The sequence below is a fragment of the Rossellomorea sp. FM04394 genome, assembly GCF_041889765.1.
Classification (GTDB): Bacteria; Bacillota; Bacilli; order Bacillales; family Bacillaceae_B; genus Rossellomorea; species Rossellomorea aquimaris_B.
Genome location: NZ_CP168654.1, coordinates 3,112,872 through 3,135,609, shown reverse-complemented (window position 1 = coordinate 3,135,609; position 22,738 = coordinate 3,112,872). Strand labels below are relative to the sequence as shown.

General features: G+C 41.9%; 21 protein-coding genes, 1 tRNA gene and 1 riboswitch. Of the genes, 21 read left to right on the top strand and 1 reads right to left on the bottom strand.

What is annotated here, in order from left to right; all coding sequences use genetic code 11:
• Nucleotide 1 precedes the first annotated feature (1 nt).
• From ACCB35_RS15880 to ACCB35_RS15850, 7 genes are all read left to right on the top strand, one after another.
• Nucleotides 2-1,465, top strand: coding sequence for an alkaline phosphatase family protein (locus tag ACCB35_RS15880; RefSeq protein WP_374054440.1), 1,464 nt, complete (start codon nt 2-4; stop codon nt 1,463-1,465).
• Nucleotides 1,458-2,216 (top strand): glycosyltransferase family 2 protein, encoded by a 759-nt coding sequence (locus tag ACCB35_RS15875; protein ID WP_374054439.1) that lies wholly within the window; start codon nt 1,458-1,460, stop codon nt 2,214-2,216. Before ACCB35_RS15880 ends, ACCB35_RS15875 begins: the two co-directional genes overlap by 8 nt.
• Before the next feature lie 59 nt (nt 2,217-2,275).
• Nucleotides 2,276-3,025, top strand: coding sequence for a hypothetical protein (locus ACCB35_RS15870; RefSeq protein ID WP_374054438.1), 750 nt, complete (start codon nt 2,276-2,278; stop codon nt 3,023-3,025).
• Between the two features lie 27 nt (nt 3,026-3,052).
• Nucleotides 3,053-4,036 carry an FTR1 family protein gene (locus ACCB35_RS15865; protein WP_374054437.1) on the top strand — a complete coding sequence of 328 codons (984 nt, stop codon included), beginning with the start codon at nt 3,053-3,055 and terminating at the stop codon, nt 4,034-4,036.
• Nucleotides 4,037-4,148: 112 nt separating this feature from the next.
• A complete protein-coding gene (locus tag ACCB35_RS15860) occupies nt 4,149-5,627 on the top strand; it encodes a nucleoporin-interacting protein (protein ID WP_374054436.1) in 1,479 nt (492 codons plus the stop codon).
• Nucleotides 5,624-7,393 carry an excinuclease ABC subunit UvrC gene (uvrC, locus tag ACCB35_RS15855; protein ID WP_374054435.1) on the top strand — a complete coding sequence of 590 codons (1,770 nt, stop codon included), beginning with the start codon at nt 5,624-5,626 and terminating at the stop codon, nt 7,391-7,393. The genes ACCB35_RS15860 and uvrC overlap by 4 nt, the downstream gene beginning before the upstream one ends.
• Before the next feature lie 377 nt (nt 7,394-7,770).
• A riboswitch (Lysine riboswitch) is annotated at nt 7,771-7,949 on the top strand.
• A gap of 204 nt (nt 7,950-8,153) precedes the next feature.
• Nucleotides 8,154-9,392: an aspartate kinase gene (locus ACCB35_RS15850; RefSeq protein ID WP_374054434.1), complete on the top strand. Its 1,239-nt coding sequence runs from the start codon at nt 8,154-8,156 to the stop codon at nt 9,390-9,392.
• Nucleotides 9,393-9,489: 97 nt separating this feature from the next.
• Here ACCB35_RS15850 and ACCB35_RS15845 read toward each other — a convergent pair whose 3' ends face one another.
• Complete coding sequence (locus tag ACCB35_RS15845) at nt 9,490-9,927, bottom strand: YslB family protein (protein WP_044340477.1); 438 nt, start codon at nt 9,925-9,927, stop codon at nt 9,490-9,492.
• A gap of 353 nt (nt 9,928-10,280) precedes the next feature.
• Here ACCB35_RS15845 and ACCB35_RS15840 point away from each other — a divergent pair, with 353 nt between their 5' ends.
• The 14 genes from ACCB35_RS15840 to tig all read left to right on the top strand — a co-directional run bounded on the left by ACCB35_RS15840 (nt 10,281) and on the right by tig (nt 22,288).
• Complete coding sequence (locus tag ACCB35_RS15840; protein WP_044340478.1) at nt 10,281-10,889, top strand: succinate dehydrogenase cytochrome b558 subunit; 609 nt, start codon at nt 10,281-10,283, stop codon at nt 10,887-10,889.
• 72 nt (nt 10,890-10,961) lie between these two features.
• The gene (gene sdhA / locus ACCB35_RS15835) at nt 10,962-12,725 is read left to right on the top strand and encodes a succinate dehydrogenase flavoprotein subunit (RefSeq protein ID WP_044340479.1); all 1,764 of its coding nucleotides are present in this window, start codon (nt 10,962-10,964) and stop codon (nt 12,723-12,725) included.
• Entirely contained in the window at nt 12,725-13,492 is a 768-nt protein-coding gene (gene sdhB, locus ACCB35_RS15830; protein ID WP_044340496.1) for a succinate dehydrogenase iron-sulfur subunit, read from the top strand. The genes sdhA and sdhB overlap by 1 nt, the downstream gene beginning before the upstream one ends.
• Nucleotides 13,493-13,639: 147 nt before the next feature.
• Entirely contained in the window at nt 13,640-14,110 is a 471-nt protein-coding gene (locus ACCB35_RS15825) for a thioesterase family protein (RefSeq protein ID WP_044340480.1), read from the top strand.
• Nucleotides 14,111-14,255: 145 nt separating this feature from the next.
• Nucleotides 14,256-14,480, top strand: coding sequence for a response regulator transcription factor (locus ACCB35_RS15820; RefSeq protein WP_032087424.1), 225 nt, complete (start codon nt 14,256-14,258; stop codon nt 14,478-14,480).
• A 286-nt stretch (nt 14,481-14,766) separates the two neighbouring features.
• Nucleotides 14,767-15,222, top strand: coding sequence for a MarR family winged helix-turn-helix transcriptional regulator (locus ACCB35_RS15815; RefSeq protein ID WP_044340481.1), 456 nt, complete (start codon nt 14,767-14,769; stop codon nt 15,220-15,222).
• 9 nt (nt 15,223-15,231) lie between these two features.
• Nucleotides 15,232-16,032, top strand: coding sequence for a glutamate racemase (gene racE, locus ACCB35_RS15810; protein WP_374054433.1), 801 nt, complete (start codon nt 15,232-15,234; stop codon nt 16,030-16,032).
• Between the two features lie 381 nt (nt 16,033-16,413).
• On the top strand, nt 16,414-17,490 hold the full coding sequence (locus tag ACCB35_RS15805) for a GerMN domain-containing protein (RefSeq protein ID WP_374054432.1): 1,077 nt from the start codon (nt 16,414-16,416) through the stop codon (nt 17,488-17,490).
• Nucleotides 17,491-17,610: 120 nt separating this feature from the next.
• On the top strand, nt 17,611-18,348 hold the full coding sequence (gene rph, locus ACCB35_RS15800; protein ID WP_044340484.1) for a ribonuclease PH: 738 nt from the start codon (nt 17,611-17,613) through the stop codon (nt 18,346-18,348).
• A gap of 15 nt (nt 18,349-18,363) precedes the next feature.
• Nucleotides 18,364-18,960, top strand: a complete 597-nt coding sequence (locus tag ACCB35_RS15795) for an XTP/dITP diphosphatase (RefSeq protein ID WP_374054431.1) — start codon at nt 18,364-18,366, stop codon at nt 18,958-18,960.
• A gap of 12 nt (nt 18,961-18,972) precedes the next feature.
• Nucleotides 18,973-19,482, top strand: a complete 510-nt coding sequence (locus ACCB35_RS15790) for a metallophosphoesterase (RefSeq protein ID WP_374054430.1) — start codon at nt 18,973-18,975, stop codon at nt 19,480-19,482.
• Nucleotides 19,483-19,652: 170 nt separating this feature from the next.
• Nucleotides 19,653-19,729, top strand: a tRNA-Arg gene (locus ACCB35_RS15785).
• A gap of 107 nt (nt 19,730-19,836) precedes the next feature.
• On the top strand, nt 19,837-20,841 hold the full coding sequence (locus ACCB35_RS15780; RefSeq protein WP_374054429.1) for a tetratricopeptide repeat protein: 1,005 nt from the start codon (nt 19,837-19,839) through the stop codon (nt 20,839-20,841).
• A gap of 160 nt (nt 20,842-21,001) precedes the next feature.
• The gene (tig, locus tag ACCB35_RS15775) at nt 21,002-22,288 is read left to right on the top strand and encodes a trigger factor (RefSeq protein WP_374054428.1); all 1,287 of its coding nucleotides are present in this window, start codon (nt 21,002-21,004) and stop codon (nt 22,286-22,288) included.
• Nucleotides 22,289-22,738 lie beyond the last annotated feature (450 nt).

The window sequence follows — 22,738 nt, the reverse complement described above, 5'->3', positions numbered from 1 at the left end:
AGTGAAAAGCGCCTCTAAGTTTGAAAAGGTAGCAGCACGCTGCTGGAATTTATTAAATGAAGGTAAGCCCTTCACACCCATTTTTACGGTAGGGACGATGCTTCTCTTTCATATTGGTGATGTTGCATCGTTATCATTCTGGTTGAATTTCACGATTAGTTTAGCGATCACCCTGCCACTTTTTATATTGTTTTTTGTTTATGATTTTCCATTATTTCTGAGAAACTACCTGTGGATACCGATTGTTGCTTACCTGATCATTGGATGGGATTGGAATCTCGGGTTATCCCTGTTAGGGGTCGGTCTTTACTTTTTCTTCACGATTTTGTTCTGGGGAACATTATATTACCATTTACGCATCGGAACGTCGTGGCTCAACTTCACGAGGTTCTGGAAGCTCGTACTGAAGAACAGTGACTCTACAAGCGGGAATGCTCAGGAGCAGCTCCCTAAAGTTCTTTTATTACTTGCTTACTGGCAATACACGTATTCGCTCCTAGCTACAGGCCAGCAGCTGCCAATCGTCCAGTTCTTGAGCTTTTTTGGAGGTCTCTTGGTTTTCACATTCATTCTTCACCGTTATTTATTCGATTGGAAGCCAAAGGTGTATGAAGAGTATGCAAAGGAAGCGGAAGAATGGAAAGAGGATCGGGCAGATCGTGTAGTGGTCATTGTGGTGGACGGTATGAGGAAGGAACGATTCCAAGAAGCGGAAACCCCGTTTTTGGATTCTCTTAAGGCAGAGGGAACAGAATTCTCTAACATGGAAACGGTATATCCTGCCCGTACGGTTGTGTGTTTTTCATCCATGTTCACCGGTACGTATCCGTTTGAACACGGAATCACCTCCAATATGGTTTGGAAGCTGGGGATTAAAGTCGAAAGTATTTTTGACTCTTTACGAAAAGTAGGGAAGAAGGGAAGGCTTCTAGGTGTTGCCCATCTGGTCGATTCCATGGGGTCTGACGTTGATACGTTCACAGCCGTCATGCATAACGATAAAGCGGATCCGACGATTATGAGAAAAGCGAAACATATTATGAAAGAACAGGATCCCGATTTGTTCATCGTTCAAATGATCGCGACGGATCAAACGGGGCACAGCCGCGGGGTCTTATATGATGAATATTTACAAAAGATAAAAGAAGCAGACAGCTTGATTGAAGATTTTGTCCAATGGATGAAAGAGGAAGGCAAGATGGAAAATACAACATTATTTATCTGTGCCGATCATGGGCAGGCTGATGGAATCGGGGGACATGGGCATCTTGATGAAGGAGAACGATTCGTTCCATTTATCATGCATGGACCTAATATCCATAAGGGACGCAAGATAGAGACAAAGTATAGTCTTGTTTCCATGGCCAGTACCATCGCTCATATCCTGGGAGCACCATTCCCAAGCCATGCACGTGGACCTGTTTTAGAAGAAGCATTCAGAAGAAAGGAAGAGCATCGTGAATAAACAGAAGGTTGTTGTTTTTTTGCCTGCTTATAACGAAGAGGAAACCATCGGGGATGTCATCCGTGACATTCCCAGAGGGTTCCATCCTCACGTTAAAGTGGAAGTATTGGTTGTAAATGATGGATCGACCGATGACACCGTTAAAGTAGCGAAAGAAGCAGGAGCAGACTATATCGTACATATGGAGCGCAATTCAGGATTAGGGGCAGCTGTAAGAAGGGGATTAAAGGAATCGTTACGGAAGGGAGCTGACATTGGCGTCATGATTGATGCGGATGGAGAGTATCCCGCATCTCAAATTCCCGAGCTATTAGAGCCTATATTCAAGAATCAAGCAGACTATACGATGGGATCCCGCTTTAAAGGAACCATCGAAGGGATGAGAATTCATCGCCGTCTCGGCAATTATTGTTTTACATTCCTACAATGCGTGTTACTTAGAACGTGGATCCATGATGGTCAATCAGGGATGAGGGCATTCTCGAAACAAGTAATGGAACATGCAGAAATCATTCATGACTATAACTATGCTCAAGTGGTGACTCTAAATATCATGCGTAAAGGCTTCAGAATGACGGAAGTCCCGATTGAATATAGAGTCCGGACGAAGGGTCAATCCTTCATCAAGTTCAAAGCCTATATGTTTAATGTGTTACCGGCCATTATGAAAGAAATGAAACGGCCTGTAAAAAAGGTAGATATTCAACATAATGTTCACAAAATTTCTGAAACATCACTTGAAAGCCTTTAAAATCGTATTGACAAGTATAATGATAATCATTATCATTGAAAATGTAGGAGGATTTCCATATGAAAAAAAGCCTTTTTTTTAGCCTTACATTGATATTTATTCTCAATTACATATTTATCCCTTCACAGGCATCTGCTTATTCTTATGGGGATCCAGGAGAAGAGAAAATCGCAGAAGCGTATAAAGAGCTGGAAAACAGCTTAGCGAATGATGACTGGGATAACGCAAAGAAAATATATGATTCGTATGAAAAGGATTTTGAACTGTATTTTTCAAAGGTGCAGCCCGACATAAACAAAGCCTTCGAGGAAAAAGACAAGGATCTTTTATTAGAAAGCTGGAGAGCAGCATTGATGCTGAATATCGAAAGAAGATTGCATTTTGCCCAAGAGCAGTTTGATGACTATGGCCAGGCAAAGCTTCTCCTTGCAAAGGCAAGAGGGACCTTTAACGTTTTAGAGCCACATATGGTGGAAGAAAAGAGTCAGGAAGATGCGGATAAAATTTATGCTTCATTTGATTCTGCGTTAAATTCTTTGGGCAATCCGGGATTATTTGGGATCGGAAGCAAGGATAATGATCCCGAGGCTTTCGATAAAGAAGTAGAGTCAATCATCAAAACCCTGAGACCGTTATTTCCCATTCCTTCTGAAAAAGCGGACGAAAGTCATTTGAATGAGGAGAATCTTGGGTTTTTAGATGGGATAGGTGAAGGAGGAAGTTCAAGCTTCTGGCTTTACTTCTCACTTGCACTTATTTTGATTCTCATTGTTCTGATTACCATCAATAAACGTAAAAATAAACAGTAGCACCGAGGTAACAAAGGGGGAAACAAAGTGGATTTCCAAGCATTTTTGATCACACTGAGAGAGTCTTTGGAAGCTATTCTGATTGTAGGGCTGATTCTTTCTTACCTTACAAGGCTGAAAGCAGACAAATATAAGAAATGGGTTTACGTGGGAGTATTGCTTGCTCTTGTATCCAGCTTTTTAGTCGCTTTACTGTTCCAAGTCGTCCTGACAGGCTTTGCAAGCTTTGGAGCGGAAGTATATTTGAAGGTCGGAATCATGTTTGCCTCTGTACTCCTCTTAACTCATATGGTTGGCTGGATGAGGAAACAGTCTAAAGGAATCAACACGGAGATGGAGAAGAAAATCAATGCGGCACTGACGGCAGGAAGTGTATCCGCCATGATTATTCACTCTTATCTCATTGTTCTTCGTGAAGGTGTCGAAACCGTGTTTTTCTTCGCTGCCATCAGTGGAGGGGACGTAACGAAGGTATTCACAAGCTACGGAGCGCTTAGTGGATTGTTACTTGCCATGGTTCTTGGATATGCGTTCTTCTCAGGTGCCATGAAATTCAAATTGAAAACGTTCTTTAATGTGACAGGCTTGCTGATCATGTTCATCGCAGCGGGCTTACTTGTTCAAGGAGTTGGAATCCTGCAGGATCTTGGGATCATGGGCTCTTTATATACAACAGCAGAAGGAAAACCCGCGGAAGTATATAATCTTGTGGAGATCATGCCTGAGCACTTTCAAGATGAGCTTCACTATGAGAGAGACACAGGTAATGATGTTCTGATCAGCGGTCAAGTCGGTCTGTTCATGGCGGCAATGTTCGGCTACAGCCACAACCCGACGATTGAACAGGTTCTTGCCTACTGGTTCTACTTCGGATTCGTATTCTTATGGATATACTTGATCCGAACGGATAAACTCATTAATCCTTTTAAACGAAAGTCCGTACCTGCCGGGATGGAACAACAGAAAAAGACGATCAAGAAATCAGAAGATGTGAATTCAATAAATGCTTAAATCCCCCTGAACCAACTCATGATTGGAAACCATTCTTAGAAAGCCTTACAATAGGCTAAGAAGGTTTTCAAACTGAGTTGGTTTTTATTTGGAGAGAAACAGGAGAAAAACAATGATCGATAAACATATTAACAAATGGATGATAAGTATTCTGGCTGTATTCAGCCTGTACTTCATATATAGACTTATATTCCTTCCGCCCTATGCTTCCAGCTGGGACGAAGTCGATTATGCTCTGGGAGTCCTCGAATTTGATTTATTGAAGATGCAGCCTCATTTTCCGGGGTACCCTTTTTTCATTTTCGGGGGAATGATGGTTCACACCTTTATCGATGACGCGGTTCTATCCCTTCAGCTTTTTAATACGATTATGCTGGTTAGTTCGATTCTTCCTGTTTATTGGCTGTTTGGACATTACCTTGCGGGAAAGAAAGCGATCATTGCGACGCTTTTCCTATTTTCCCTTTCTTACCCAAGTGCGATGACCGTTCAAGCCATGAGTGAAGGTGCGGCTATCCCGGTATTATGGTGGTATCTATGGAGTCTGCACCGGGCTGTCATACTGAAAACGAAGGATGCGGCTGTTCTTCCCATTCTACTATTTGCCATTTTGATGGGTATACGATTATCCTACATCGGTTTTGGTGCGGGGATCCTATACTATTGGTTTGTGTTTTGGAAGGAGAGTGGAAATGGTTCAGAAAAAGTGAAAGCCATCGCTTTTCATCTCACTCTCCTCCTACTTTCTCAAGGAGTATGGCTATCGGCTTTGGCGGCCAATGCAGGAAGTCTAAAGACCCTGCTGCAGATTGCCTTTGGGTTTACAGACGGACACTTTACTGAATGGGGAGGAACAGTAGAGCCCGATACAGGATTTTTTGAAAGATTAGGGAACTATATATTTATCAATATAGGTTGGAACGGATTATTTACTCAATCACTTTCTATCATGGTCATCACGCTGCTTCTCTTTTTAGTAACTGTCAAAAATGGAGGAAGGTGGACGAAACCTGGTACAGGCGTTACTTTGCTTCTGATTGCATTCAGCTCCTATTTTTTCTGGGGCCTATTTGCTCAAAACATCGATAAGCCGAGACATATTCTGCCTTTGTCCTTATTACTTGGTTTTTTCTTATTAATGGTATGGATGAAAAAACTTAGTATCTTGAAGATGATCGTGCTGAGCCTGTGGTTCATTTTGCATATAGGAACAAGTGTGAGTTTGTTGTCAGGCTACCACTCTTCTCCGCCTGCCGTATATCAAACTGCGGCATTTTTCGAGGAGAAAAATGATGAAAGCCCCATTATGGTGTACACATGGGAAGAAACAAGAGTATACTCGTATCTTGATGCTCCGTACTCACATAACCGTGTGTTAACATATGCTCAATTTCTTCAAGACATTGAGCATACACAAAAAGAGGTCTATCTGACCGATGCAGTGGTTAAAGGGTTTAAACAACAGGGTATTGAAGACCTTAATGGAAAAATAGAAAAAGTCCAATCATTTCATTCACAGGAGTTATTCGATCCTGTTTATTCAACCATCACGGTCTATAAATGGGTGGACAAGAAGGGAGAGAGACAATGAACCCTACCATAACAAATAAATTAGCTTTATTACCAGATCAGCCCGGATGTTATTTAATGAAGGATAGGCAAGGCACGATTATTTACGTGGGAAAAGCAAAAGTATTGAAAAATCGTGTGCGCTCCTATTTTACGGGTTCTCATGATGCAAAGACTCAACGATTGGTAGGCGAAATAGAGGACTTTGAATATATCATGACCTCATCTGATCTGGAAGCCCTTGTACTCGAAATGAATCTAATCAAAAAATATGATCCTAAGTACAATGTCATGTTAAAGGATGATAAAAGCTATCCCTTTATTAAGTTAACGAATGAAAGGCACCCAAGGCTCATAACTACCCGTAAAGTTCAAAGGGGGAAAGGGCGGTACTTTGGTCCCTATCCAAACGTAGGGGCCGCTAATGAAACCAAAAAGCTGCTGGATCGTCTGTATCCGTTACGGAAATGTTCCACCCTTCCTGATCGGGCGTGTTTGTACTATCACATGGGCCAATGTCTTGCTCCTTGTATTAAAGAAGTGAGCAAAGATACGTACCGTGAAATGACTGACGAAATTTCCCGATTCTTAAATGGAGGTTACAAGGACATTAAGAATCAACTTACGGTGAAAATGAATGAAGCATCTGAAAATCTGGAATTTGAAAGAGCGAAGGAATTCCGCGATCAGATTCTCCATATTGAAGCGACGATGGAAAAGCAGAAAATGACCATGACCGATTTCACCGATCGAGATGTTTTTGGCTATTCCGTCGATAAAGGCTGGATGTGTGTTCAAGTATTCTTCGTACGACAAGGTAAGCTCATTGAACGGGATGTGTCACTGTTCCCTCTATACAATGAACCGGAGGATGAATTTCTTACGTTCCTAGGACAGTTTTATTCTAAATCAAATCACTTTAAGCCAAAGGAAATATTTTTGCCGGAAGTGATTGATGAGGAATTGGCTGCTAAGCTGTTAGACGTGAAAATCACCCAGCCAAAGCGGGGGAAGAAGAGGGAGCTTGTGAAACTTGCCGAGAAAAATGCGAAGCAGGCCCTGGAAGAAAAGTTCGCCCTGATCGAAAGAGATGAGGAAAGAACGATTAAGGCAATTGAGCGCCTTGGGGAACATATGGGCATTTATACTCCCTTCCGGATCGAAGCATTTGATAACTCGAATATCCAAGGTTCCGATCCCGTATCTGCCATGATTGTGTTTCTTGACGGGAAACCCGCGAAGAAAGAATATCGAAAGTACAAAATCAAAACCGTGAAGGGTCCTGATGATTATGATTCCATGCGTGAGGTTGTTCGCAGACGGTATACGAGAGTCTTGAAGGATGGTCTCCCTCTACCGGATCTCATCATCATCGATGGTGGGAAAGGGCAGATTGAAGCGGCGAGGGATGTCATCGAGAATGAATTGGGGTTGGATATCCCACTTGGCGGCCTTGCAAAAGACGATAAGCACCAGACATCGGAACTGCTGTATGGAAATCCTTTGGAAATCATTCCTCTTGAAAAGAGAAGCCAGGAATTTTACTTGCTTCAGCGGATCCAGGATGAAGTCCACCGATTCGCCATCACCTTCCACCGACAACTCAGAGGGAAAAGCGCATTCCAATCTACTCTTGATGAAATTGATGGCATCGGACCAAAGCGGAAGAAGCAACTCCTCAAACACTTTGGATCTATGAAGAAAATGAAAGAAGCAACGGTGGAGGAATTTATTGAGATAGGGATTCCTGAAGCCGTTGCTAAGGTTTTGGCTGAGAAGTTGAAATAAAGGATATTAGAAACTGTTGTTTCATTAGAAGCACTGAGTGGATTGTAGCGGAAGGCACTTTACTCCTGCGGGAGATAGAGGAAAAGTCGAGACCCCGCAGGGCAAAGCCCGAGGAGGCTCGACTTCCTCCCCGGGGAATATTGTGCCTGGAGCGAAAAGGAACGGTCCATGTCATCACACTACCGCTTATACAAAGCTTAGCAAGCTCACCACCGCCAGCAGAAAGCGAGCACCTGAAGCGGAAATCAACCACCGCATGCTCATACAAGACTGCTCACCAATGAATAATAAAATAAAATATTGTTTCAATTAGACATTGAATCAATTTTCCCCCTATGCTATAATTAACGAAAATTTATAACATTATCACTTTTTAAAGTGGTGATAGAGGTGCGAGCTTCAAGAGTACAGGCAAAGAGGAGTATGAGCTCTGTCGAGATGCCTGGAAAGGGGAGATTCGCCGAAGTGGTTTCAGACTCATGCTGATTCCGCTGGTTCTACGTTTAAGAAATGTAGGATTGTCAAGATGATTCAATCTTGGAGAGCTATCTCACAATGCCGATGAACCTATTTTGTCTGTTCTGCTGTATGTTCATAAAGCAATGAGATACTATTCTCATTGCTTTTTTTATTATCCAGCACAGGAGCTTTTCTTTGGAAAAGAGCCTGTTCCATGAACGTTTAGGATGATTGTGATTGTACTCTTCACCATCAAAAAATGAGTCGTAAAATTGCACTCAATTAGAAAGAGGGAGAAGCTGTGAGTATTATTGTTCAAAAATTCGGTGGGACTTCAGTAGGTTCTGTAGAAAGAATTCAAAATGTTGCGTCAAGAATTGCAGAAGAAAAAGAAAGAGGAAATGATGTAGTGGTGGTGGTATCCGCCATGGGTAAAACGACGGATACCCTCGTTGGACTGGCGAGGGAAATTACATCACAACCGAGTAAAAGAGAAATGGATATGCTGCTCTCAACAGGGGAACAGGTGACCATTTCACTCCTTACGATGGCTCTGATCCAAGCAGGACATGATGCCATTTCATTCACTGGCTGGCAGGCCGGGATCGAAACAGAATCCGTTCATAGCAATGCGAGGATTACCAATATTCATACTGAAAAGATGATGCATCACCTTCAATCCGGGAGAGTTGTGATCGTAGCAGGATTCCAGGGTATGACAGAAACGGGTGAAATCACAACGCTCGGCCGCGGCGGATCGGATACCACTGCCGTTGCGATTGCGGCTGCTTTGAAAGCTGAGCGCTGTGACATTTATACAGACGTAGACGGGGTGTACACAACAGACCCGCGTTATATTCAAGGAGCAAGGAAGTTACCGTCCATTTCCTATGATGAAATGCTGGAACTGGCTAATTTAGGGGCTGGAGTCCTGCATCCACGGGCAGTGGAATTTGCCAAGAATTATCAAATCCCGTTAGAAGTCAGGTCCAGTATTGAAAAAGTTGAAGGAACGTATATTGAGGAGGAAGCAAGCATGGAACAAAACCTGATTGTGAGAGGCGTAGCCTTTGAAAGTGAAATTACACGTGTAACTGTATTTGGACTTGGAAACGCATTGACGGGATTATCTTCGGTGTTTACCACTTTAGCCCAAAATCATCTGAATGTAGACATCATTATTCAAAGCCAGACCGATCAGAATACAACCAATTTATCATTTTCGATTAAAGAACAAGATCTGGAGGAGACCCTTGCTGTTCTGGAACGGAACAAAGAGCAATTAGGCTTCACTCATGTTGAGCATGAAAGTGAGCTTTCCAAAGTATCGATCGTAGGCTCTGGTATGATCTCAAATCCGGGTGTGGCAGCGGAGATGTTCGAAGTATTAGCCCAAAATGACATCGTGGTGAAAATGGTCAGCACGTCTGAAATCAAAGTATCTGCAGTGGTAGACGAGAAAAATATGCAAAAAGCAGCAGGCGTCCTACATACTGCATTTAACCTGGACGCGGTGAAAATGGAAGAAGTCACGTTATAACAGCCACAAGAAGAGAACGGGACAAGTGAAAAAGGGTTGCCCCATCAATTGGTGGGGCAACCCTTTATTAGAGTATTAATAGTATGTTGTGTAAAGACTATTCCACTTTATCTTTCTCGTCCCATCTTACAATCACTTTAACTGAATGACTCCGTTTATGTAGTTCTTCAGCAGCTTCTGCCACACACTTTTTTTGTAACTGTACTTGTTCGGCAAGAAAGCCAGTTTCCAGTTTAAATGTGACATCCGATTTTAAGGCAAGGCGCCGTTCTATCACCGGTCCGCTTATTTCAAAGGTCATCTCATTCTTTTTTTGTTCCAGCAGTGTAAGAGTTCCCCAGCCGGCTTCATCGAAAAACGATATCATTTCTTCTGATGACTGAAGGGGGAATTTCCGAGAGAGCTGTTTTCCACCCCAGTATAAAATATCGGGTGTATGCTTTCCTAAAATGTCTGGAATCAACATGTCACGTAAAATTTCATATCCGAAGATTGGAACGGACGGTTGATGTACTTCTTCTTTTTTCTGTTCCAAGTAAATCCCCTCTTTCTATAAAACTATTATATACATGAAAAGGGGAATTATCATCCCATACCTCAAAAAAATGACCATGGGATATTTTGGTGGTATAACTTTTATTTGATATTTATTTGAATTTTCGAACATTTAACAGGGCAATGCCTCATCTTTTTTGTTATCATTATATTAAAAATATTTTTGCGATATTGTCGAATTTATGTATACGTTTTCTTGACGCTTCCACTCCTTGGGAGTAAAATGAACATGTCACATAATTGTTACAATATAAAATATGTATCGTCGTCTAGTCATTCTTAGAAAATGCATTAGAAAACGAATTCATATTTTATCATTAAGGGGGGTAAATCATGGCTGGAAATCGAGAATTTAATTATCGCAGGCTTCATTCATTGCTAGGTGTTATTCCAGTTGGATTATTTTTAACACAACATTTAGTCGTGAACCATTTTGCCACTGGTGGGGAAGAATCATTTAACCAAGCGGCACACTTTATGGAAAGTCTTCCTTTCCGTTATTTCCTTGAAATTTTTATCATCTTCCTTCCATTGTATTTCCATGCAATCTACGGAATTTACATTGCATTCACTTCTAAGAACAATGCAAGTAAGTTTGGCTATTTCCGTAACTGGATGTTCTTACTTCAACGTGTTTCCGGAGTAATCACATTTATTTTCGTTACATGGCATGTATGGGAAACGAGAGTTGCGGCAGCATTCGGAGCTGAAGTGAACTTTCAAATGATGGAAAACATCTTATCAAACCCATTCATGCTAGGATTTTATGTGCTGGGTGTTCTTTCAACGATCTTCCACTTTGCGAATGGTTTATGGTCATTCTGCGTAAGCTGGGGAATTACTGTTTCACCTCGTTCTCAATTAATTGCTACATATGTTACGATCGGAATTTTTGTAGCATTATCGGTTGTCGGTATGCGTGCAATTTTTGCTTTCGTATAAGAAGAAATAGATACAAGTCTAATAGATTAAGTAAGTGCTCTCGAAGTATGGTAGGAAAAGGAGTGAGTCACGATGAGTAAAGGGAAAATCATCGTTGTCGGTGGCGGTTTAGCCGGCCTGATGGCCACAATTAAAGCAGCAGAAAAAGGAACGCAAGTAGATTTATTCTCACTGGTACCCGTTAAGCGTTCTCACTCTGTATGTGCACAAGGTGGTATTAATGGAGCCGTTAATACGAAGGGAGAAGGAGATTCTCCTTGGGAACATTTTGATGATACAGTCTATGGTGGGGATTTCTTAGCGAATCAGCCACCGGTTAAAGCAATGACTGAAGCTGCACCGGGAATTATTCATTTACTCGATCGTATGGGAGTAATGTTTAATCGTACACCGGAAGGGTTACTGGACTTCCGTCGTTTCGGTGGAACACAGCATCATAGAACCGCTTTTGCTGGTGCAACGACTGGGCAGCAATTATTATATGCTCTGGACGAGCAGGTTCGTCGTCATGAAGTAGCCGGATTAGTGGATAAATTCGAAGGTTGGGAATTCCTTGGCGTAGTGGTGGATGACGAAGGAGTGGCAAGAGGAATCGTTGCTCAAAACCTTCAAACAATGGAAATTAAATCGTTCGCAGCTGATGCCGTGATCATGGCAACTGGGGGCCCTGGAATTATCTTCGGTAAATCCACGAACTCTGTCATTAATACAGGTTCAGCTGCATCGATCGTATATCAACAAGGTGCTTACTATGCAAATGGTGAGTTCATTCAAATTCACCCGACAGCCATTCCAGGGGACGATAAGCTTCGCCTCATGAGTGAATCGGCCCGTGGTGAAGGTGGAAGAGTCTGGACATATAAAGATGGTAAGCCGTGGTACTTCCTTGAAGAGAAGTATCCCGCATATGGAAACCTTGTACCACGTGATATCGCAACACGTGAAATCTTCGATGTGTGCGTAAACCAAAAGCTCGGTATTAACGGTGAAAACATGGTTTATCTTGATCTATCTCATAAAGATTCGAAAGAGCTTGATATCAAGCTTGGCGGAATCATCGAAATCTATGAGAAGTTCATGGGTGACGATCCGCGTAAAGTGCCAATGAAGATCTTCCCTGCCGTTCACTATTCTATGGGTGGACTATGGGTGGACTATGATCAAATGACAAATATCCCTGGATTATTCGCTGCTGGTGAGTGTGATTATTCTCAGCACGGGGGTAACCGCTTAGGAGCAAACTCATTACTATCCGCTATTTATGGTGGTATGGTTGCAGGTCCTAATGCCATTAAATATATCGAAGGCTTAGAAAAAACGGTTGAATCTGTACCTTCTTCTTTATTCGACCGCTATGTGAAACAGGAAGAAGAAAAATGGAACACGATCATGTCAATGAATGGTACTGAGAACGCCTATGTCATCCATAAAGAGCTTGGTGAGTGGATGACGGATAACGTAACCGTTGTACGTCATAACGATAAGCTTAAACAAACCGATGAAAAGATTCAGGAATTGATGGAACGTTACCAAAACATCAATATCAATGATACGGCTAAATGGAGCAACCAGGGGGCAACATTCACCCGTCAACTGTGGAACATGCTGCAGCTTGCCCGGGTTATTACGATCGGTGCATTGAATCGTAACGAGAGCCGTGGAGCTCACTACAAACCTGACTTCCCTGAACGTAATGATGAAGAATTCCTGAAAACGACGATGGCAAAATACAATGCTGCGACGAATTCACCGGAATTCCACTACGAAGAAGTAGATACTTCATTGATTGCACCACGTAAGCGTGACTATTCTAAGAAAAAAGGGGGAAATAAATGATGAGTGAAAACAAGAGAGTCCGTTTTATCATTACTCGTCAAGAAAGCCCGGAAGCAGCCCCTTTCCAAGAAGAGTTCGAGCTTGATTATCGTCCGAATATGAACGTTATTTCTGCATTGATGGAAATTCGTCGTAATCCGGTCAATGCAAAAGGGGAACAAACTACTCCGATCAACTGGGATATGAACTGCCTGGAAGAAGTATGTGGAGCATGTTCAATGGTGATCAACGGGAAACCAAGACAGTCTTGTACCGCTTTAGTTGATCAACTGGAACAGCCGATCCGCTTGGAGCCTATGCGCACTTTCCCTGTTGTTCGTGACCTGCAGGTAGACCGCAGTCGCATGTTCGACAGCCTGAAGAAAGTAAAAGCCTGGATTCCGATTGATGGAACATACGATCTTGGTCCAGGACCTCGTATGCCTGAGAAGAAACGTCAATGGGCGTATGAATTATCGAAATGTATGACATGTGGTGTATGTTTGGAAGCATGTCCGAATGTAAACAGTAAATCGGACTTCATCGGTCCTGCTCCATTATCACAGGTTCGCTTGTTCAATGCCCATCCGACGGGTGCTATGAACCAGGATGAGCGACTTGAATCGATCATGGGCGACGGTGGCCTTGCAAATTGTGGGAACTCTCAAAACTGTGTTCAATCCTGTCCGAAGGGTATTCCTTTGACGACTTCGATCGCAGCACTGAACAGAGAGACAACTTTCCAAATGTTTAAAAACTTCTTCGGAAGCGACCATATGGTTGATTAATCTTAAAAGTCAAAAAGCACTTTCCTCATGGGAAGTGCTTTTTTTGTTCATTATAGGTTTCTTATTTTTCAGAAAAAGCTTATAATAAATAATGAATGGTGATTCATTTTCTTAATCTATATTCATTTCCCAAAAGGAGGAGCCAACTTGAAACATTTTACATACATTGAAGATATAGAAACATGGCAAAAAGAATTTTCATTTTCAATCCATATTAACGTTCGATTTTCCGAGACTGATATGTTTGGACATATGAACAATACGATTCCATTCACTTATTTCGAAGAAGCTAGAATCGAATTTTTTAAACACAAAGGGTTTATGCAAAATTGGGTAAAACCTGATCATGAGACGATTCCTGTCGTCGCAGATTTACAATGTGATTTTCTAAAACAAGTATTCTTCGACGAACAGCTGAAGGTATGTGTGAAGGCAAATAGTGTGGGGAATTCTTCAGTAGATTTACACTATATGGGTCTGAATGAAAAAGAAGAGGTTTGCTTTACAGGTAGAGGAACCATGGTCCAAATATCGAAGCTGACTGGAAAAGGTGTCCCCTGGACGGAAGAAATGAAGGCAAAGCTTGACTGCAAAAGGGCGGTTTCCAGCCCTTCGTAGTGTGTGAATGAATCCATTGCCTATTTTTCATTTTACTTCCTCCTCTATGTCACTCTAAACCCTCCCTTCACATATGATATTCTGACGACCGACAATACCCATCCCCGCGGTTTAAAGCTGGCGAAGGCAAGGAGGGTTACCATAATTGAAGGACAATGATTTTACACACAAACCGTTGCTCACCAAAAGAGAAAAAGAAGTATTCGAACTGTTAGTTCAAGACAAAACAACTAAAGAAATAGCTAGTGATCTATTTATTAGCGAAAAAACAGTTCGAAATCATATTTCCAACGCCATGCAAAAGCTTGGAGTGAAGGGGCGATCTCAAGCTGTTGTAGAGCTTCTTCGCATGGGGGAACTCAAGCTTTAAAAGTAAGGGACTGATTCTGATGGCAAACAATTAACGGGTCTTCCGCGGATGCCTTTTAATGTTTGAATGAGAGTCAGTCTCTTTTAGTTATGGGACATTCCGAGAACTTGTCTTGAAATTTTACAACAAAAGAGCGAAAATGCTAGTAGGGGAAGTACAGGCTGTAAGCAATGTCACTTTTGTCCCATATTATAATAGAAGCTAAAACAGGAAGGTCTTATTGGATCGATTCCCGTTTTTAATAAGGAGTACATGTCTAGTTTCTGATTTAAAAAGGAGAGTAATCATGACGAATTCTAAAGAAGCCAAAGGAGATTTACAAGTTGTTGCAGATATTGAGAAAGACCTGCGATACATATCCTCCATCATCAAGCAAAAAGGAAGAGAAATCTTAAGTCAGTACACCATCACCCCTCCGCAGTTCATAGCCCTGCAGTGGTTATTTGAATATGGAGATATGACCATTGGTGATCTTTCCAATAAAATGTACCTGGCATGCAGCACCACAACGGATCTGGTTGATAGAATGGAGAAAAATCAGTTAGTGGAACGCGTGAAGGATGAGAATGATCGCCGGGTAGTCCGCATTCATATGTTAAAAGAGGGCGAAAGAATCATTGAAGAAGTCATCAATAAAAGGCAAGATTATTTACAGAGTGTCCTGACGGATTTCTCTGAACAGGAAGTGCTATTATTAAAAGGTAATTTAGCAAAACTTCATCAAGAAATGAAACCAGAATGAGGGAATAATGTGATTCAACCAATTGGCATCATTGATTCAGGGGTAGGGGGGCTAACCGTCGCTAAAGAAGTGATGAGGCAGTTACCTAAAGAGACCATTTATTATCTCGGAGACACAGCCCGTTGTCCCTACGGACCCAGAACAGCTCAAGAAGTGAAAACATTCACATGGGAAATGACCGAATATCTACTTAAATATGATATAAAAATGTTGATTATTGCTTGCAATACGGCCACTGCGGTTGTGTTAGATGAAATTCAAACCCATTTGGACATCCCGGTAATAGGCGTCATTCACCCCGGGGCGAGAGCGGCAATCAAGCACACTCATAATAAAAGGATCGGTGTGTTGGGAACAGTGGGAACGATTAATAGCGGCGCCTATGTAGAAGCTCTTCACTCCCTGCACGGCAGCCTGGATGTCACTTCACTTGCCTGTCCGAAATTCGTCCCTTTAGTAGAGAGTGGGGAATACAATAGCTCAATGGCGGCAGACATAGTGGAAGAGACTCTTCAACCTATTAAAGATTCGGGTATTGATACGCTGATATTAGGTTGCACCCACTATCCGCTCTTACAGCCCAAGATCAAAGCCTACATGGGTCCGGAGATCAGTGTGATAAGCTCCGGAGATGAAACGGCACGGGAAGTGAGTACGATTCTTGATTATTACAATCTCCTATACAGGGGAGTGCAGCACCCACAGCATCGCTTTTTCACCACGGGGTCATCGGCCATTTTTTCAAGCATTGCCTCCGATTGGCTGACAGTTGGGGAAGTAAAAGCAGAAACCATTCGATTGCAGGATTAGTATCTTGTGGTCGGATGGTTTTTTTATGGGCAATCGGGCTATGAATGGACTGAAAATTGGTGAAATCCGCTATGGTGGAGGGATTTAACTGCTTCGGGGGAATGAAGCGAGTGCGGTGGCAGGGATATCGACCGTCATTTTAATTTATCAACCGTTATTCTGATGTATCGACCGTCATTTCAATATATCAACCGTTTTTGCAACATATCAACCTTATTTTCAGTATATCGACCGTTTTACAAAATTCGACACACAGCCGTTTAAGTTTAGGACCAAGCCGCCTCCACATTAGGCTGTACTATTTTTATTAAAGTTTCGGTCTATTTTATAGACCAGGCTCGTATATATGTTAGTACAAACTGTCTTTTAGGAGGTTTCCCAATGGCGAAAAAAGCAAAGGTGTCAATAGCTGTAACGGTTTTAGCTTCTTCAGTGTATCTTTCAGGTTGTGGATTACTCAGTTTCGGTGATGATAAAGAAAAGATCGATCCTCCTCAAGATCTATCCTACTTAAAAGAAGGGGAAAAAGTGGATACGGCTAAAGGAGAGGACGCAGAGAAAGAAGTGAGCAAGGAAGAAGCCAATGCTGAAACGGTCATGACCGAGCTTTATTTAATCGATAAAAACGGATATGTTGTATCTCAATCATTGCCGCTTCCGGGGGAAGAAAGTGTGGCTAAGCAAGCTCTTGAGTACCTGGTCGTGAACGGGCCGGTTCAAAACGTGCTGCCGAATGGGTTCAGAGCCGTGCTTCCCGCTGATACGCAAGTGACGGTGGATATTAAAGAAGGGACGGCCATTGCAGATTTCTCTCCGGAATTCAATAACTACCAGCCTGAAGATGAGCAGAAAATTCTTCAATCCGTCACGTGGACGCTTACTCAATTTGAATCTGTTGAAAAAGTAGAGCTTCGGGTGAACGGTTATCCCCTGACTGAAATGCCTGTTAATGGAACACCGATCGATGAGAAAGGATTAACGAGAAAAGTAGGAATCAACGTGGATACTTCTGGTGTTGTGGATCCTACCTCCACTAAACCACTCACGGTTTATTACGTGTCCCAAAGTGATGATAAAACGTATTACGTACCTGTCACCAAGCGTGTGAGCTCGAATTCGGTTGATGAAGTCACCGCGGTGGTGAATGAATTAATTGATGGACCAGGATATTCATCTTCACTGGCAAGTGATTTTACAGGTGCAAAACTATTGGATGATCCGAAACTTGAGGATGGAACCGTTACACTGAATTTCAACGAAGCAGTTTATGGAAGCCTTGAAGAAAAAATGGTTTCTGAACATATGCTGAATTCCCTGGTTCTTTCTTTAACAGAGCAAAAAGGAATTAAAGGGGTCTCTGTACTGGTGAATGGTGAAGCAACGGCAGTGTCCAAAGACGGAGAAACCATCACAGAACCAGTGACAAGACCAGAAAATGTGAATGCAATTAGTTTTTAAATAGCAATTTTTTGATATACTATTATAGAATCATCCGAAAAGAGGTTGGCAAAATGCCGCCTCTTCTATTTTTGATTAGACCGTTTTTACATAACGCACGAAAATACAGGAGGTAATGATATGAGAACAGATGGTAGAGAAAAGAATCAATTACGGAATATTGAGATCGAGACGGATTATGTGAAGCATCCGGAAGGCTCAGTCTTAATAACAGTTGGAGAAACGAAGGTCATTTGTAATGCCAGTATCGAAGAACGGGTGCCTCCTTTTATGAGAAATAGTGGAAAAGGATGGATCACAGCTGAATATTCCATGCTGCCAAGAGCAACGGAAACAAGAAACATCCGTGAATCTTCCAAAGGGAAGGTTTCAGGAAGAACAATGGAAATTCAACGTCTTATTGGAAGGGCGCTCCGATCTGTAGTCGATTTGGACGCATTAGGGGAACGTACAATCTGGATTGATTGTGATGTCATTCAAGCAGACGGCGGGACAAGAACGGCTTCGATCACGGGAGCTTTCGTTGCCACTGCAATCGCAGTGGCAAAGCTTCAAGACAGCAAAAAAATCTCTTCTTTCCCACTGAAAAGTTTCTTAGCAGCCACAAGTGTGGGGATTGTTGAAGAGCATGGAGCGGTTCTTGACTTGAATTATATTGAAGATAGCAGTGCATTAGTGGATATGAACATCATCATGACGGGTGAAGGTGAATTTGTAGAGCTGCAGGGAACAGGAGAAGAAGCAACCTTCACGATGGACCAACTGCACCAACTGTTAAAGCTTGGACAAGAAGGAATCCACGAGCTATTCCAAATTCAGCAACAATCATTAGGAGATATAGTAAAAAGATTTCAATAAAGGGATGGGACTTCAATGACAAAACGAGTGATCATAGCCACGAAAAACAGGGGAAAAGCCAAAGAATTTCAACATATGTTTGCTCCATACGGATATGAGGTACAAACATTACTAGACCTTCCTCACATTGAGGATGTTGAAGAAACTGGTGAAACGTTTGAAGAAAATTCAATTCTGAAAGCTGAAACGGTTGCGGAAGTATTAGGTGAACTGGTGGTCGCAGATGATTCTGGATTGGCCATCGATGCGTTGGAAGGTCGTCCGGGAGTGTATTCTGCACGCTATGCCGGTGAAGAAAAGAGTGACGAGGCGAACATGGAGAAGGTATTAAGCGAACTGGAATCTGTTGAAGAACCCGACCGTACCGCACGTTTTCACTGTGTTTTAGCGATTGCCGGACCTAATAGAGAAACTAAAACCGTTACAGGAACATGCGAAGGCATGATTTTACAAGAAAAAAGAGGAACGAATGGGTTCGGGTACGATCCGATTTTCTACGTCCCTACTCTAGGAAAATCCATGGCTGAACTAACTCAAGAAGAGAAAAGTCAAATCAGCCATCGTGGAAATGCTTTGAAAAAACTAAAGGACATAATCTCAGACTTTATTTAAAGGGTGAGCGAAATGAAACTATTGGTTGTAAGTGATAGTCACGGTTCAAAAGAAGAGTTATTGGAACTAACGGAGAAATATCATTCTACCGTAGATGCCATGGTACACTGCGGAGATTCCGAATTAAGTGCAGATGACCAGGCATTAGCCCCCTACCTTGTAGTGAGGGGAAACTGTGATATGGATGCGAGGCTACCCGACGATCTTATTGAGAAGGTAGAGGGCCATCCAATCATGGTGACTCACGGTCATCTGTATGGAATTAAAATGTCACTCATGAAGCTGCGTTATAAAGCTGAAGAAGTGGGAGCACAATTTGTTTTCTTTGGCCATTCCCATACGTTAGGCGCAGAATTAAATAATGGCATATTGTTTTTAAATCCGGGCAGCATTCTTTTACCACGGGGGAGAAGAGAGCGCACCTACGCCTTAGTAGAGGCACGGGATCAAGAGATAAAGGTAACATTCCTGACTCATGATCATGTGGCACTGGACGGATTGACCCAAACATTTCAACTGTAAAACCATTGTTTTGAACCTGCTCCGGCGGGTTCTTTTCATAGGGATATTACATGACAAAATGACACTTGAAAATAAAATAAAACTTTTTTTGAAAATCTGTTGACTTATTGATGCTATGTGAATATAATAAATATTGTCCTTGATAAACAAATCAAGAAAAAACAAATCACGTCCCAGTAGCTCAGCAGGATAGAGCAACGGCCTTCTAAGCCGTCGGTCGGGAGTTCGAATCTCTCCTGGGACGCCATAAATCCTACATATACAAAGCTTGCCTGCATTGGGTGAGCTTTTTTTGTTATCTAAAAGATATCGTGCTAAACTAATACAAACTAACAGTATAGGCAGGTACGTTTTATGACTAAGGGAAACCAAGAAGGAAAAGGAAAGATTGTACAGTTTCCAGGATTGAAGGAACGGCTGCTGGAAAAAGGGGTGCAGGCTTTGGAAAAAGGGGAGGCACTCGAATCCTCTCAGCTCCTCACTCAAGCCTATGAATTAGAACCGGATAACCCGGATATCAATACAGCGCTCGTATTATCACTCTATGAAAGCAAGCAGTACGACAAGGCAAGATACATATGCAAAGAGATGCTCCTTGAAGGAATCGGCGATTATTTCGAGGTCGTTGATATGTATTTGATGATACTCATCCAGCTTCATCAGCACAGAGAAGTGGTCGATACGATCAATGCCCTGTTTGACGAAAAAGAAGTACCCTTTGAAAAGGAAGAACATTTCAGGAAGCTTCTCCAGTTCAGCGAGAAGGTAGTGAACGGGAAAGCGGCTGTTCCTGAAAAAGAAGCATCGGAAGAAGAGCAAACGTCTATCTTGACAGGGAAGAGCCTGGAGGAACAGACGTTGATCGTGGCACAGCTCGTTCATCGTAATATTCAGCCCTTCGCAGGTGAGCTGCAAGCGGTTTTAATGGATCCTGCTGCACATCCATTTTTACAAACGATGATCTTAAATGTTTTAAGAGAGCATGGAATGGATAAAGAAGTAGTTGTGGCGAAGTTTGGGATGGAAGAGCGGGTTTCTCCTTCCACTTTGGAAGATGTGTTCCAGTCTGATTTCTTCACCAAGGTCACAGAATCCCTGGATGATCTTTTGGCGCAGACGAATCCTACGCTATTTCAGCACGCACAAGAATTATTGAAACGACATGCCTTTCTACTCTATCCATTTACATTGGAGGAGGAGCCGAGCGAAGTCGCTTCGGTGTATGCATACTACACGGCGGGGATGTTTTCGGATGCGATCCTTGAAGAAGAGTTAAAAGATCAGGTTGAAAACACAAAATCTAAAGGGATTCTATCAAGACTTGCGGAACTAGAGGAAATTTCCTCTCCTAATATTTAAATGCTCTCTGTTGAAAGACAGTGGCTGTATGTTATAATGTAATGGTTGTAATGTAAAAGTTATTCATATATTTACGATGATAGTGCTAGATTCATACGGGACTATCTACTACTATGCGTAAAAAATTCAAGATCAATTATAGATTGTTGGAGGGAACAGTATGTCTGCAAAATGGGAAAAACAAGAAGGAAACCAAGGAGTTCTTACAATTGAAGTAGAAGCTGCAAAAGTAAACGAAGGTTTGGACGCAGCGTTCAAAAAAGTTGTAAAACAGGTTAACGTACCAGGATTCCGTAAAGGAAAAATGCCTCGCGGTATGTTCGAAAAGCGCTTTGGAGTAGAATCACTTTATCAAGATGCATTAGATTTCATCTTACCTGAAGCGTATGCGAAAGCAATCGAAGAAACTGGAATCGATCCAATCGACCGTCCGGAAATCGATGTTGAGCAAATGGAAAAAGGCAAAGATCTAATCTTCACTGCTAAAGTACAAGTGAAACCAGAAGTGAAACTTGGTGAATACAAAGGTCTTGAAGTAGAAAAAATGGAAACAGAAGTAACAGCTGAAGATGTAGAAGCTGAACTTACTTCACTTCAAGAAAAACAAGCTGAGCTTGCTGTTAAAGAAGAAGGAAAAGCTGAAGAAGGCGACACAGTAACAATGGATTTCGAAGGATTCGTTGACGGTGAAGCATTCGAAGGCGGACAAGCTGAGAACTATTCTCTTGAATTAGGATCAGGTCAATTCATCCCAGGTTTCGAAGAGCAATTAGTTGGTGTGACGGCTGGAGAAGAGAAAGAAGTTGAAGTTTCTTTCCCTGAAGAGTATCATGCAGCTGAACTTGCTGGAAAACCTGCTACATTCAAAGTAAAAGTTCACGAAATCAAAGCGAAAGAACTTCCAGCATTAGACGATGAGTTCGCTAAAGACGCAGATGAAGAAGTTGAAACGCTTGCTGAACTTAAAGAAAAAATCGAAAAACGTCTTCAAGAGTCTAAAAAGAACGAAGCTGAAACAGCAGTTCGTGAAACTCTTGTAAATAAAGCTTCTGAAAATGCTGAAGTAGAAATTCCAGAAGTAATGGTTACTGCTGAAGTAGACCGCATGATGCAAGAATTCGGTCAACGTCTTCAAATGCAAGGGATGAACCTTGACCTATACTTCCAATTCTCTGGTCAAACAGAAGAAGATCTTCGCGGTCAAATGAAAGAAGATGCTGGTAAACGCGTTCGCACAAACCTTACACTAGAAGCAATTGCGGCAGCTGAAAACCTTGAAGTTACTGACGAAGAAGCAGAAGAAGAAGTAAACAAAATGGCTGAACAATACAACATGTCTGCTGACAACATCAAACAAGCTCTAGGCGGCCTTGACACACTTAAAGCTGACCTGAAAGTTCGTAAAGCAGTAGAATTCCTTGTTGAAAACAGCAAAACTGTAGCATAATAAAAATAGCAAACAAGGCGCGATTCATTCGTGCCTTGTTTTGTACAATGAACGGTCATATTACACCGTATTTTGGCTCATTCGTGTGAAACGAATGTTTCACACGCTTTTCAGCCTAGCTGAAAAGTTGCCACAGAAACAAAAAACGAATGAGCAAACGAGTTTGCTCCAGGCGTTTTTTGTTTCTGTGGCAAAATGAGCCAAAATACTATATCCTATCTAACTAAGAAACTTTATCCATCAATTAAGAATAAGAACCACTATTTTTGGAAAAAGCTTATTAGACGGCGTTAATAATTTTTCACCATGAACATACATAACCAGATTCCTTACATCACCAAGCTTCAATTGGACAACATACTAATTAGCAATGTAAAATATTTGCTAAAATGCTCATTACATAATAAGATGATTCTTAAGAATCGTATCAATTTCTTTACGAACATATAA

Bases quoted from the DNA above. Each gene is read 5' to 3' on its own strand.
- tig (WP_374054428.1), top strand. From the start codon at position 21,002: ATGTCTGCAAAATGGGAAAAACAAGAAGGAAACCAAGGAGTTCTTACA.
- sdhA (WP_044340479.1), top strand. From the start codon at position 10,962: ATGAGTAAAGGGAAAATCATCGTTGTCGGTGGCGGTTTAGCCGGCCTG.
- ACCB35_RS15795 (WP_374054431.1), top strand. From the start codon at position 18,364: ATGACAAAACGAGTGATCATAGCCACGAAAAACAGGGGAAAAGCCAAA.
- ACCB35_RS15815 (WP_044340481.1), top strand. From the start codon at position 14,767: ATGACGAATTCTAAAGAAGCCAAAGGAGATTTACAAGTTGTTGCAGAT.
- ACCB35_RS15870 (WP_374054438.1), top strand. From the start codon at position 2,276: ATGAAAAAAAGCCTTTTTTTTAGCCTTACATTGATATTTATTCTCAAT.
- ACCB35_RS15790 (WP_374054430.1), top strand. From the start codon at position 18,973: ATGAAACTATTGGTTGTAAGTGATAGTCACGGTTCAAAAGAAGAGTTA.
- rph (WP_044340484.1), top strand. From the start codon at position 17,611: ATGAGAACAGATGGTAGAGAAAAGAATCAATTACGGAATATTGAGATC.
- sdhB (WP_044340496.1), top strand. From the start codon at position 12,725: ATGAGTGAAAACAAGAGAGTCCGTTTTATCATTACTCGTCAAGAAAGC.
- ACCB35_RS15780 (WP_374054429.1), top strand. From the start codon at position 19,837: ATGACTAAGGGAAACCAAGAAGGAAAAGGAAAGATTGTACAGTTTCCA.
- uvrC (WP_374054435.1), top strand. From the start codon at position 5,624: ATGAACCCTACCATAACAAATAAATTAGCTTTATTACCAGATCAGCCC.
- ACCB35_RS15840 (WP_044340478.1), top strand. From the start codon at position 10,281: ATGGCTGGAAATCGAGAATTTAATTATCGCAGGCTTCATTCATTGCTA.
- ACCB35_RS15860 (WP_374054436.1), top strand. From the start codon at position 4,149: ATGATCGATAAACATATTAACAAATGGATGATAAGTATTCTGGCTGTA.
- ACCB35_RS15805 (WP_374054432.1), top strand. From the start codon at position 16,414: ATGGCGAAAAAAGCAAAGGTGTCAATAGCTGTAACGGTTTTAGCTTCT.